This is a genomic window from Limnospira fusiformis SAG 85.79 (genome assembly GCF_012516315.1).
In the GTDB taxonomy this organism is placed as follows: domain Bacteria; phylum Cyanobacteriota; class Cyanobacteriia; order Cyanobacteriales; family Microcoleaceae; genus Limnospira; species Limnospira fusiformis.
This window is the reverse complement of record NZ_CP051185.1, coordinates 5,628,636-5,641,251: the sequence shown is the minus strand read 5'-3', so window position 1 is coordinate 5,641,251 and position 12,616 is coordinate 5,628,636. Positions and strand designations below refer to the sequence as shown.

General features: G+C 47.3%; 13 protein-coding genes. All 13 read left to right on the top strand.

Features of this window, described 5'->3' with window-relative positions; all coding sequences use genetic code 11:
- Window positions 1-335: 335 nt before the first annotated feature.
- Window positions 336-2,063 carry a phage tail sheath family protein gene (locus HFV01_RS26215; protein ID WP_108615125.1) on the top strand — a complete coding sequence of 576 codons (1,728 nt, stop codon included), beginning with the start codon at window positions 336-338 and terminating at the stop codon, window positions 2,061-2,063.
- 92 nt (window positions 2,064-2,155) lie between these two features.
- On the top strand, window positions 2,156-2,713 hold the full coding sequence (locus HFV01_RS26210; protein WP_006622185.1) for a phage tail protein: 558 nt from the start codon (window positions 2,156-2,158) through the stop codon (window positions 2,711-2,713).
- 165 nt (window positions 2,714-2,878) lie between these two features.
- Window positions 2,879-3,082: a hypothetical protein gene (locus HFV01_RS26205; protein WP_150105308.1), complete on the top strand. Its 204-nt coding sequence runs from the start codon at window positions 2,879-2,881 to the stop codon at window positions 3,080-3,082.
- Between the two features lie 124 nt (window positions 3,083-3,206).
- Window positions 3,207-3,710, top strand: a complete 504-nt coding sequence (locus HFV01_RS26200; protein ID WP_006668613.1) for a phage tail protein — start codon at window positions 3,207-3,209, stop codon at window positions 3,708-3,710.
- On the top strand, window positions 3,707-3,931 hold the full coding sequence (locus HFV01_RS26195; protein ID WP_006668614.1) for a phage tail protein: 225 nt from the start codon (window positions 3,707-3,709) through the stop codon (window positions 3,929-3,931). Before HFV01_RS26200 ends, HFV01_RS26195 begins: the two co-directional genes overlap by 4 nt.
- A gap of 2 nt (window positions 3,932-3,933) precedes the next feature.
- Window positions 3,934-4,449, top strand: a complete 516-nt coding sequence (locus HFV01_RS26190) for a phage tail protein (protein ID WP_318285980.1) — start codon at window positions 3,934-3,936, stop codon at window positions 4,447-4,449.
- A gap of 14 nt (window positions 4,450-4,463) precedes the next feature.
- A complete protein-coding gene (locus HFV01_RS26185; RefSeq protein ID WP_006622181.1) occupies window positions 4,464-4,766 on the top strand; it encodes a hypothetical protein in 303 nt (100 codons plus the stop codon).
- A 112-nt stretch (window positions 4,767-4,878) separates the two neighbouring features.
- Window positions 4,879-5,223, top strand: coding sequence for a hypothetical protein (locus tag HFV01_RS26180; protein WP_318285978.1), 345 nt, complete (start codon window positions 4,879-4,881; stop codon window positions 5,221-5,223).
- Window positions 5,205-5,363, top strand: coding sequence for a DUF6760 family protein (locus HFV01_RS26175; RefSeq protein ID WP_006622179.1), 159 nt, complete (start codon window positions 5,205-5,207; stop codon window positions 5,361-5,363). The genes HFV01_RS26180 and HFV01_RS26175 overlap by 19 nt, the downstream gene beginning before the upstream one ends.
- 198 nt (window positions 5,364-5,561) lie before the next feature.
- Window positions 5,562-8,228 (top strand): eCIS core domain-containing protein, encoded by a 2,667-nt coding sequence (locus HFV01_RS26170; protein WP_193520528.1) that lies wholly within the window; start codon window positions 5,562-5,564, stop codon window positions 8,226-8,228.
- A gap of 19 nt (window positions 8,229-8,247) precedes the next feature.
- The gene (locus HFV01_RS26165; RefSeq protein ID WP_006622177.1) at window positions 8,248-8,712 is read left to right on the top strand and encodes a YbjN domain-containing protein; all 465 of its coding nucleotides are present in this window, start codon (window positions 8,248-8,250) and stop codon (window positions 8,710-8,712) included.
- Window positions 8,713-8,817: 105 nt separating this feature from the next.
- A complete protein-coding gene (locus HFV01_RS26160; RefSeq protein WP_193520527.1) occupies window positions 8,818-11,484 on the top strand; it encodes an eCIS core domain-containing protein in 2,667 nt (888 codons plus the stop codon).
- Between the two features lie 17 nt (window positions 11,485-11,501).
- A complete protein-coding gene (locus HFV01_RS26155) occupies window positions 11,502-12,344 on the top strand; it encodes an AAR2 splicing factor family protein (protein WP_006668616.1) in 843 nt (280 codons plus the stop codon).
- The last annotated feature ends 272 nt before the right edge of the window (window positions 12,345-12,616 follow it).

Below are 12,616 nucleotides of genomic sequence, written 5' to 3'. Positions count from 1 at the left end.
ATCAAAATAAGTATATTTGGTCGAGATTTCGGTGTAGTATTTTGAACAACTCCAAATTATTGCGTAAGCTTGGATGGATAAAGCACATCCTAGAAATGATAAATAGGTAAAAGACCCAGCATGAGCAGGTTGTGGATTATCCACGCTATGCTGATTTTCAAAATTTATCCATCCGGTTGATCAGAAAAAATGGGTTTAAAACCTCGTCCCTCTAGACATGAAACTGTAAGACCAAAACTAACGAGCGTTAGTGGAGGCAGGATTCAGCCCCAGAGTCCCCACGCATTTAGGCTGGGGAGTGTCCAAACTGCCCACTCTCAGGGAGAAAGATTTTTATGGCTAGGCTTGACTATTTTGCACCTGGCGTTTACATTGAGGAGGTCGATCGCGGCTCTCGACCTCTTCAGGGTGTTCCCACCGCTGTAGCCGGATTTGTCGGTTTCACGGAAGATATCCGAGGTGGGGCTGAACCTTTTAAGCCGATGTTAGTCACCAGTTGGAAGCAGTATCTGGAATACTTCGGTCGAACCAACTCGGACGGTTTCACCGACTTCGGAGCCTATCTTCCCTTTTCAGTTTACGGTTGGTTTCTCAACGGCGGCGGTCGGTGCTGGATTACTAGCATGGGAACAGGACTCCCCGGTTCTCCTAAGCCGGAAGTGACGGAAACGGGAACCGAAATTGTCAACCGCGCTAATCGTCCTTCGTTAAGATTTTCGATCCGTGAGAGTTCCCAAGATGGTGCTTCGGAAAGTTCCCTAGCCGACAGTTCGCAAAACGGGTTCCTGGCTGTGAGCGATCGCTCTATCCGGGTGCAAATTACCGAAGGGTATCCGAAACCCCCCAGCGAAGAAACGGAAGCATCAGAAGCGATCGTTACTGCTAATACAGGGGAATTTTTCACCATAGTGATCCGCCAGGGAAGTGAGGAACTCGAACGGTTCCCGCACCTGAGTATGAATCCAGACATCGAAACAGCAGTAGCCGATTATGTGGTTAGCGCCCTCGAAGAATCCCAGTACATTCTAGCCACAGATTTAGCTATCAGTGGTAGTCCCCTGGCTCGCCGCCCGTCTAACGGCATTTATGAAGTCAGCCCTCCGGCAATTATAGCAGAAACCGACAACTTAGCGCGCCATGTGGAAGGCGTGAGGGAGGATCGCACCGGGATTCGCGGCCTATTTGAAATTGACGAAATAACTATCGTCTGTTGTCCCGACTTAATGAAAGTCTACGAACAGGGATTGATTGATCAAGATCAACTCCACGGACTAATGGACTTGATGGTGAGTATGTGCGAGGGAGCCGCAGACGGAGACATCCCCAACGCCCCCAACCGGATGATCATCCTTGACCCGCCGCCTGATCGGGTGAAACCGCAGGATATCAGCCGTTGGTTAAGCCAAGAATTTAACCGGCGATCGCAATTTGCCGCCCTGTACTACCCGTGGATTTTAGTTCCGAACCCCCGCAACGCCGGACGGCCCATAGCTATTCCCCCCAGCGGCCACATGGCAGGAGTATGGGCGCGGGTGGACGAAACCCGGGGGGTTTACAAAGCACCTGCTAACGAAGTACCAAGAGGTGTGATCGGTCTGACTCACCCGTGCAACTTCCGAGAACAGGAACTGCTGAACCCTATTGGCATCAACTGTATCCGGCCCTTTGATAACCGGGGTATCAGGATCTGGGGCGCTCGTACCTTGGTCGAACCCGACAAAACCGAATGGCGCTATATCAACGTTCGCCGTCTGATGAGCTACATCGAGAAGTCCATCGAAAACGGTACCCAGTGGGTGGTGTTTGAACCCAACGACGAAGACCTATGGCAGCGGGTCAAACGCACTATTAGCAGCTTCCTGACTGAATTATGGCGATCGGGAGCGCTGACGGGTGGCAGTCCCAGCGAGGCTTTTTATGTCAAGTGCGATGCTGAACTAAATAGCCCCCAAAGCATGATGGCCGGTCGCCTGTTTGTGGAAGTGGGTGTTTGTCCAGTGCGTCCGGCTGAATTTGTGGTGTTCCGCATCAGTCAGTGGACCGCTGAGGGTGACGGCGAATAAGCCAACTCTCTTAAATCTCTGCCTCCAAAACCAACCCATTGGAGGCAGTCGAGATTTTTTTGATATTTACACTTAAACAAGGGAATCGAATCATGAGTAGTGCTGCTCCGGTTTTTACCACTACCGCCACCCGGTATCAAATTGATTTTCGCAATGATACTGTCGGGAATATTGTCCAAAATGCTTATATCAAAAGTATGGCAGCCCTGACCTACGAGGGAAAAGTAGCCGGAGGTGATAAAGCCTTGGGTTCTGGTCGCAAAGGTCGCCGGGTTCGCCAAAGTACGATCGCCGGTTATGAAAGCAACCCATCAATGACGATCGAAACCTACATCAGCGACGACCCCAACGATGCCAGTCGCCAGCTATTTGCTTGGTTCAAAGCCTGTCTACCACCCGAAGAGGGAGGAGAAGGGAAATGGTCTCAGTACCGGGCTAGTGGTTCTGTGGTGCTGTATTCTCCTGACGGAGAAGAGGTTTTACGCTGGAACCTGGAACGTGCTTGGCCGAAAAAATATTCCATTGCTGATATGGACTCGACCTCGGGAGATTTGGCGGTTGAAACCTACGAAATCGTTGCTGAAATGATTACCAAAGAGGTGGCTCTGGGCGGTCAAGTTGCCAGTATGAGGAGTGGGGCTGCGGTTTAATTTATGGGTAGGTGGGTGCATCAGTATCGGGCGCGGGTGCAGAATTGGCTGGTTTTCCCGTCCCCTGAAAGAAGGGCGGGTGCAGAATTGGCTGGTTTTCCCGTCCCCTGAAAGAAGGGCGGGTGCAGAATTGGCTGGTTTTCCCGTCCCCTCAAAGAAGGGCGGGTGCAGAATTGGCTAGTTTTCCCGTCCCCTGAAAGAAGGGCGGGTGCAGAATTGGCTGGTTTTCCCGTCCCCTCAAAGAAGGGCGGGTGCAGAATTGGCTGGTTTTCCCGTCCCCTCAAAGAAGGGCGGGTGCAGAATTGGCTGGTTTTCCCGTCCCCTCAAAGAAGGGCGGGTGCAGAATTGGCTGGTTTTCCCGTCCCCTGAAAGAAGGGCGGGTGCAGGTAGTTGGCTGGTTTTCCCGTGGCGGATCTAGCACCCGCCCCTACTAGCACCCGCCCCTACAAAGCCTTCAGGGCGCTTATCGGTTAGGTTAGGAGAGATTTAAATTATGGCCTATGAATATTTGACTTCTGCGCGGTTTTACTTTGAATTTGGCAATAATACTCGTTTGCTAATTTCCAAAGTGAGTGGGATTTCTATTAGTATTGACCCAGCCGCAGAGGGGCAGTCGATCGGTTCGGGAAAAAACGTGAAAAGTGAAACTCAAATTACGCCCGCATCCGTAACCTTTGAAAATATGACTCTGGAGTTTGTGACTACCGCTGAAAATGATGCCCTGGTAAAATGGTATCTCGACTGTCATCCCCCGGCGATGATTGGTGGTAAAACTGACGCGATCGCCAAGGTGAGTGATGCTTCCTTGGTACTTTACAAACAGGATGGCTCCGAGGGGGCTCGTTGGAATTTGAGGGACTGTCTCCCCGCCAAGTATACGACCACCCAAGCTAGTTCAGATGCAACAGATCTGTTTAAGGAAACCATTGAAATCAGCCATTCGGGGTTGCAGAAAGTCCCAACTTTAGGAACAACTATTGTCATCCCCCGGCGATGATTGGTGGTAAAACTGACGCGATCGCCAAGGTGAGTGATGCTTCCTTGGTACTTTACAAACAGGATGGCTCCGAGGGGGCTCGTTGGAATTTGAGGGACTGTCTCCCCGCCAAGTATACGACCACCCAAGCTAGTTCAGATGCAACAGATCTGTTTAAGGAAACCATTGAAATCAGCCATTCGGGGTTGCAGAAAGTCCCAACTTTAGGAACAACTATTTAGTTGTGGTATCAGCTATGATTGGTGATTTAATCAACCAAAAACGTGATCTCTATGAAGTTCTGACCGCCTGCCGTTTTTATGTGGCTTTGCATTTAGACGGCGGCCGGGATGATGTGGATGGCTACTTTATGGAGTGCCGAGGGTTCAAATATTCCCAGACCGTCATTACCCACCATGAGGTATTCCCGAAAAGGTGGGGAAAGGCGACTCGAGGTCAGGTGATTTGCACTAAACTTCCGGGTAACGAAAATGTTGATAATTTTTCTCTGCGTCGGGGACTAACGGCTTCAACTACACTGTGGGATTGGATCGCCAACGTCCATGATGGCGGTTGGTCATCTAAGTTTAAAAATGGTTTTTTGACCATTTACCGTCAGGATAGTTCCGAAGGGGCGCGGTTTGCTTTTAGCGGAGGCTGGCCGGTTAGTTATAGCATCACCGATAATATGGCATCGGGAAGCGATTTGGCGCTTGAGGAGTTGGAAATTGCTTGTGAAGGGTTTGAACGAGTCTTGTAGGTGGCGATTAAACCATGCAAACGGAGTTTGAGTTTACCTTACCCAAAGGCTATTTAGATCCCGATGGCAACTTGCACCAGCGGGGGGTGATGCGGCTGTCGCGGGCGATCGATGAGATTGTCCCCCTCCGCGATCCTCGCGTACAGATGAATCCCGCCTATGCAACTGTGATTATCCTGGCCAGGGTGATTACTGAACTGGGTAGTTTGGAGGAAGTGTCGCCGGCGGTCATTGAAAATATGTTTGCCGTAGACTTAGCCTATCTCCAGGACTTCTACCGCGAAATTAACGGCTTGGTCAAGTCCGAGTCGGATTGAAAATCAAAAGTCGAACCTAAGAAACCGGGTTTCTATCTGATGTCGGATGGGAATTCCAGACCCTCTTAGAAACAGGGTTTCTCAAACTCCCTACTCCCTACTCCCCCATCTAATGTCACCCGAAAACTTACCTTTGAGACAATTTCCCTTTACCCTCCCCGTCGGATTGTTTGACGAGGAGGGAACTTGGCATCGAGAGGGAATCATGCGATCGCTGACAGGGTGGGATGAACTGTTCCGGGAAAGGGATCTGCGGGTTTTGGACAATCCCGCCTACGGGATTTTAGTCATGCTGTCCCGGGCAATTGTCCGCTTGGGGGAGATTTCTCCAGTCACGCCAGATGTATTGGAGGGATTGTTTTTACCAGATCTCGACTATTTACAGGCGGTATATAATCAGATCAATCCACCAGAAGCAAGGATTTCTCGGACGGGGGAGTGGCGGGCTACCCCCTAGAGGATTTGTATCGGGAGGTAGCCTTTATTGCTTTTTATTTCCACTGGTCTCGGGCTGATATTCTGAATCTCGAACATGGAGAACGACAACACTGGATCGGGGAAATTGCCGATTTGGTTCGGGGAGAATTGGGAGAATAATTCCGTTTTGATTTAAAATTAAGGTGAGGTTATAACTTTTCGTTCCGACCGTTATCAATTGAGGGTTGTGTAGGGTGCGATCGCACGCACGCACTCATGCCTTATCATTCAACTCGGTGAGTGACGGTGGGAACGCACCGACGATTCCCCCGTGCAAATACGCGATTCGCTCATTACTATGGTTAGGAGGCTATCCTGATGAAAATACAACGCCGTAAAAAACGCCAAAACGAAAGTCCAGCAGCCGCCGTGCAGGCACAGTTTCAGTCCCGGCCGTTTCAGGATGCCAACTTTGCCCCCCCGGACAAACAAGCCGCCCCGCCGGAACGCGAATTTCAGGGGGAAGGGTCGGGGTTCAATTTGGGCAGCATTCCCCTTTTTAGCAATGGTAATAGTACGCCAACCCAGCCCATCCAGCGCAGCGAAGAAGAAGACGTGCAGATGCAGGCAGAATCAAAATCGCCCCTGCACGGGAGATTTCAGGCTTTAGCCCAAAGGGATAACCCGAAAAATTGGACACCGCAGCAGCCGATTCAAGCTAAACTGACTGTGGGTGCGGTGGGGGATAAATACGAACAGGAAGCGGACAGGGTGGCGGATGTAGTTGTCGATCGCATCCAATCTCCCCCCGCGACGACAGAGGTTCAGAAACAGGAAGAAGAAACACTGCAACAAAAACCCCAGTTATCGACTCCGCCGACGATTTCTCAGTTGCAGAAAAAAGAAGAGTTATCAAATACCCTACAGCGAGAGTCGGAGGAAGAGGAATTTGATGATGATAATGATGATGTACAGATGAAGCCTCAGACCGCCGAAGCCGGGGGAGAAGTGTCTGCCGATTTCGAGTCGTCCCTTCGGCGAGAAAAGGGCGGCGGACAGCCGTTGGATGAAAACTTGCAGTCCCAAATGGGGCGGGCAATGGGGGCAGATTTTGGCGGGGTGCGGATTCATCAGAATTCCCCAGCCAATCAACTGAATCAGTCCATCCAAGCCAAGGCTTTTACGACGGGCAAAGACATCTTTTTTAAACAGGGAGAGTATCAGCCGGAGAGTCGGGGCGGACAAAAGCTCATCGCCCACGAGTTGACCCATGTGGTGCAGCAAGGTGGTGTCAATAATAGTGGTTCTGTTCAGCGTTTTAACAGTAGTAAAGAAGAACGAAAGCATCTCCAGATTCTTTTGTCTGAACAAAAGGCGAAAGGCAGAGATAAAATGACCCAAGAGTTTAAGGATTTCTCGGCTAATCTCAAGTTGCCTGCTACCTCAAAAAATATGGACAGATGGGGAGGAGAAAGACCGAGAAGTAATGCGATTAATGATAATAATACCGGGAACAAACCTGTAGATAAACTGGATAATTGGGTGAATAGCGATACTGCAGATGTGACGGGTAATACAGCCAGTGTGATTGAGGGGTTAACAAGCATTACTGGGGAAATAGCTACTAAAGGTTTGGGAAATTCGGGGGATACGGAAACTGGGATTTTTCAGAAATATTTTGAAAAAGCTGGTGCCAATATGTCGGATGCTGATCAAAATGTACTGAGCGGACGCAGTGATATGGCGGGGGCTGTAGCGGGTGGTGTTGGCAATATATTGGGGGGCTTCCAAGCTTTGAATGATTTAAGACAGGCTGAGGACAATTATGATCGCAGTAAAGCAGTATTACAAGGAGGATCAAGTCTCGCGGGTTTAGCATCAAATGTGGCTAAATTTGGGGGTGGTTATCTGACTCAGAAAGATGGTGGTGCTGCTAACTTAGATCCAAGTTGGATTTCCAAGGATCTTAATACCAGTGATAGTTGGAAGTTTGTTGGCGATGGGATTGGTGCGGTTTCTGGTGGTTTGGGTTTTGCGGCTCAGGCGGTAGGGGGAGTTAAAGACTTTAAGAGTTGGCTAAACGAGAGGAAGAAAGGTATCTACGGCGATACTAAATCGGGGGGTAAAGGTAGCGGTGCCTATTTACGTTCGCTGGGAAGGGGGGTTAAAAGTGCTGCTAATTTGGGTCAAGCCGGGGTGACAACGACCTTGGGGGTTGGTAAATTGATTGCCCAATTTGGGGCTGAGGGAGGCAAAATTGGTGCTGATGCCCTCAAGTTGGGTTCCCAAGGAGCGATCGCACCCTTAGCTAATTTGGCGGCTGCATCAGGGGGTTTGGGAATTGCTACGGGGGCGATGGATCTTGCCAGTGGCGGTTTCAAGGCGTTTAAAGCTACGGAGCGTAAGGGTTTAATTAAAGGCTTACAACAGGGAAATAAACAGTTTAGTAGTGTGAGTGAGTCGGAGCGTAATGCTGCTCTGGAACATCTCAAGGAAATTCAGACCAAAAAGCAAAAACGCGGCGGCTTAGGGATGGCTGAAGGTGCGCTGGCGGTGACGGCAGGGGCTTTGGATTTAACTGGAGCCGGGGCGGTAGTTGGTGCGGGTCTGGCGGCGATCGGTGGTATCGCGAAGTTGGGACGCTTTGCATTCAACAAAATTAAACAGAATCGCCGAGATAAGGCGGATCGAAAAGATAAGCAATGGCAAGCTGATATGGAGACGGCGGGGCTGAGTGAAGAACAAATCAATAATGTATTTTTAGCCCGACAAGAACGGGAAGATCAACAATATGAGCAAGCTAAAAGTAAAGGAGGTTTCTCCAAATTTAAGGCTTGGTTTAAGAAGAAAATGAAAGCGGATAAAACCAAGAGTACGGATGCTAAAGACCAGCGTTACGAAACCACGGCTAAAACCTTAATCAAAATGAATGATGCTGAACCAGGTATCATGCTGAAGTTAGTGAATTTACCTGAAAAACAAATGGAGGGAATGAGCGGGGAAGAGAAACTGGAGTTAGTCAAAAAAGCTCTGAAAAAACGCTAGTTAAATTTGAGGAAGTTACATGAATTTACAGAGTATTCAGTCGATTATAGATGGTGAGAATTTCACGACTTCTTGGGAACCAGCGACACCAGAACATCCAATGGATAGGCTCTTGGTTTTGCTGAGTGAAGAGAAACAACTTCTGGCGGAGTTGCTATTTATTCCGGTAGAGGAAGAGGTGGAGAATGTGCATTTGCTGCAATTTTATGTAGGTCTACCAGGAGGGGTGGTAGCGGAGGCGATGTCTGAACTCAGAGCATTTATTTTGAGGCTAAATACTACTATGCCTATTGGTAGTTTTGGGATTCAAGAACAGCAGGAATTGCTCTATTTTCGCTATGTTTTAGTGATACCTCAAGAAGAAAAACCCAGTGCGGAAATCGCGATTATACAATCTATGTGGCTGGTGTTTTATTTGGTGGAGTCCTTTGCTGACACAATTCAGGCAGTGGCGAAGGGAGAAAGATTACCGTCGGAAGTTTAAGGGAAATTTTAGTTTTGAGGAGCGATCGCACCCCGGTTAATCCACCTATTTGGTGGTAGAATTGTCGTGGGAGTGTGATCGATGCCAAATTAGGGGGGGATCCTGATGAAAATACAACGCCGGAAAAAACGCCAAAACGAAAGCCCAGCAGCCCCTGTGCAGGCACAATTTCAGTCCCGGCCGTTTCAGGATGCCAACTTTGCCCCCCCGGACAAACAAGCCCCCCCGCCGGAACGCGAATTTCAGGGGGAAGCGTCCGGGTTCGATTTGGGCAGCATTCCCCTTTTTAGCAATGGTAATAGTACGCCAACCCAGCCCATCCAGCGCAGCGAAGAAGAAGACGTGCAGATGCAGGCAGAATCAAAATCGCCCCTGCACGGGAGATTTCAGGCTTTAGCCCAAAGGGATAACCCGAAAAATTGGACACCGCAGCAGCCGATTCAAGCTAAACTGACTGTGGGTGCGGTGGGGGATAAATACGAACAGGAAGCGGACAGGGTGGCGGATGTAGTTGTCGATCGCATCCAATCTCCCCCCGCGACGACAGAGGTTCAGAAACAGGAAGAAGAAACACTGCAACAAAAACCCCAGTTATCGACTCCGCCGACGATTTCTCAGTTGCAGAAAAAAGAAGAGTTATCAAATACCCTACAGCGAGAGTCGGAGGAAGAGGAATTTGATGATGATAATGATGATGTACAGATGAAGCCTCAGACCGCCGAAGCCGGGGGAGAAGTGTCTGCCGATTTCGAGTCGTCCCTTCGGCGAGAAAAGGGCGGCGGACAGCCGTTGGATGAAAACTTGCAGTCCCAAATGGGGCGGGCAATGGGGGCAGATTTGAGCGGGGTGCGGATTCATCATAATTCCCCAGCCAATCAACTGAATCAATCAATCCAAGCCAAGGCATTTACGACGGGCAAAGACATCTTTTTTAAACAGGGAGAGTATCAGCCGGAAAGTCGGGACGGACAAAAGCTCATCGCCCACGAGTTGACCCATGTGGTGCAGCAGGGTGGGGCATCAAATAATCGCGCTGTTCAAGCCGATTTCATTCATCCGATGATTCAACGCGAGTTGAGTCCAAAGCAAATTGAACACGCCAACGCAATTCGTAAGGCCAGGGATTTACCTTTGCTTTACAGCCTTGAATCTGTGTGGGCTAAAGCCGATAATTTGGGCAATGTGGATTTACCAGGGGCGAGAAAAATTCTTGAGACTGCTTTTCATTCTAACTGGTTTCTGGCACAAGAGTACCTGTTGGATACAAGTAAATGGGTCAAACAAGGAAAAGAAAAAAAAGAAGCAAAAGCTAAGTTAGATAATTTCAAAAAGCTGATGAAGATTTTTATAAAATTACGCAAAGAAGAAACAAATCAACTTTTAGAAGATATTCAAAAAGAATTACGGAAACAAAATCAATTTCAAAAGCTGGAGCCTCAACGAGTTTTGGATTGGGGTTCAGCAGGCAGCACATCTTTAACTTCTGATATTGATTATAACCTGAAAGGAGCGGGTTCAATTCAAGCAGTGAGTTTATTTAATAAATATTTCAAAACGAAGTTAAATTGGGCATTAGATCCCGGAACGGTTTATGATGTAAATGTTTATGCTCAAGATTTTATGACTCCCAGCCCCAAAGGTAAACCCTTTGATAAGAATCAAGAGCAAAATACCATAACGCCCGTTCAAGAAATTCAAGAATTAAATTCATCCCAGGCACGAGAATCGTTGGGTTTTGAGGCATTTTCTTTAAACCAAGATGTTTGGTCAATGTTGAAAATGCGAATTTATATGAGCGAGAGTGAGTGGAATAACTATAAGCAAGAAATGTTACAAAACCCTCAAGGAAATGATTCCTCTGACGCGATCGCTCGTCAATTGCAAATTGAAGCTCAAATTCAAGATGCAGAGAAATATTATCAAGACTACACAAATAATTTACAAGATAAAATTATGGAGATTGAAAAGAGCGGATATGAAGTTTATAAAAAAATGCGGGCGATGTTGGATCAAGGGAAAAATCACCTTTCAAAACACCAGTCAGAAGAGTCGAAAAAAATGATGGCTGCCAATTTAATTTATGAAGAAAAATTACAAAAAGTAAGTCAATTACGGCAAGAGTTGCAAGAATTAAAATCATCGGAAAATGTCAAGGAGTCGGCGATAAAAGCAGTTGGGATAAAGATAAAAAACGCCCTCTCTGAAGCTATTATTTATTCAAATGAAGCTTATTTCACCCAAGGGGCTGTTCATTTTTCGGTCATCGGACAACAAATTGGCAAAGGAGAGTCTACTTTAATTATGTCTGAAGAGGAGCATCTTCATTCTTTCCGAGAGCAAGTGGGAGATACATTGAAAGTTTTGAGTAATTACCAAGATAATCAGATAATAAAGGCTGCCATGAAAGCCGGAAAATATATCGATCGCATGGCAAAATCTGCGATCCCAATCATGGATAAAAATCAGCCTGTTGGTTATCAAAAATTGGCGGAGATTGGAGCGGAAGCTGCCAAGCTTAAATCGGACAAAACCAAAGTAGAAGAATTGAGGGATAAATCGAGTGACAAAGGATTAGATGAGAAAGAGAAGAAAGAATTATCAGATTTACAAAATACGGTTAAACTCCATGATAGTCAATTTCCTGAATACGTTCAAACTCGTTTTAAAACGGTTGCCCAACTCCGGGAAACGGTGATTAAAGTTGGCAAACAAGTCGAGATCGATTTTCGTAAGAAGCAACGAGAAAATAACCAAAACAAAAATCCAATGTAATTCCACCCAAATGAGCGATGAGTTATATTATCTTGCGCGACATTCCCAAGCAGTCCGTTCAACTTGACCTCCTGGTGCATCAAATCCAAGGCGGTTTCCGAGGCTTTCGAGAAGTTCCCCCAGGTTTCCATTATGGGGCAATTTTAGACCGGGGAGAATGGAGAAATTTTTGGTGCTATCTTTCACCTGAAACGGTATTGGTGAAAAGATTTGATCTGGACCAACAACAGTTGGTTGATGATACCCCGGAACAGACGGCTCAATATTCTCAGCTCGCCCATCAAAATGCACTGGATATGGCATTAGTTCCCTACCCAGCCAATCAGTGGCCAGGTTGGCACTCTCTTACTCAATATATTACCACCGATTCACCCATATTACATAAAAACGCTGTATCAGATTTTTCGAGTGAATTCGCCCCCAATCATCCATCTCGGTTTGAACAAAATTTCCGGGAAACTCATCATGGAAATATAGCAAATTTCTTGGAAGAATTGCAATTTGCTTTTTTGTGTTGGTTGATGTCTTTAAAAGGGGAGGTTAATCTTGTGGCTCAACAAAGATGGTCTTCGTTACTGAATGGAATGTATAATGCGGGGGAGTTTGCGATCGCATCTGATCCAGACCTGTTCGGTCAATTTGTAGATGCTCTCTTACCACAGTTGGAGCAACTGCCCTCAGAAGCGTTCACCCAAGATAGCATTGTTTGTACTCATTTAGATGATTTCATTGAAGATATGAATGACAGCGCAAATATCAATTTAAAAAAGAAAGCAAGAATTTTATTGAATTATATCACAAAACGAAAAGAGGCTCTAATAAATCGCCATCTTTCAAAAACTATTTTTTATTCAGAATAAATACGATATATTGTATTCCTATATATCAGGTTTACATAGAATTTAAAAACTCAATGAAATTCAAATAAGGAGTCCCGATAAATGAAAATACAACGCCGGAAAAAACGCCAAAACGAAAGCCCAGCAGCCCCTGTGTAGGCACAATTTCAGTCCCGGCCGTTTCAGGATGCCAACTTTGCCCCCCCGGACAAACAAGCCCCCCCGCCGGAACGCGAATTTCAGGGGGAAGCGTCCGGGTTCGATTTGGGCAGCATTCCCCTTTTTAGCAATGG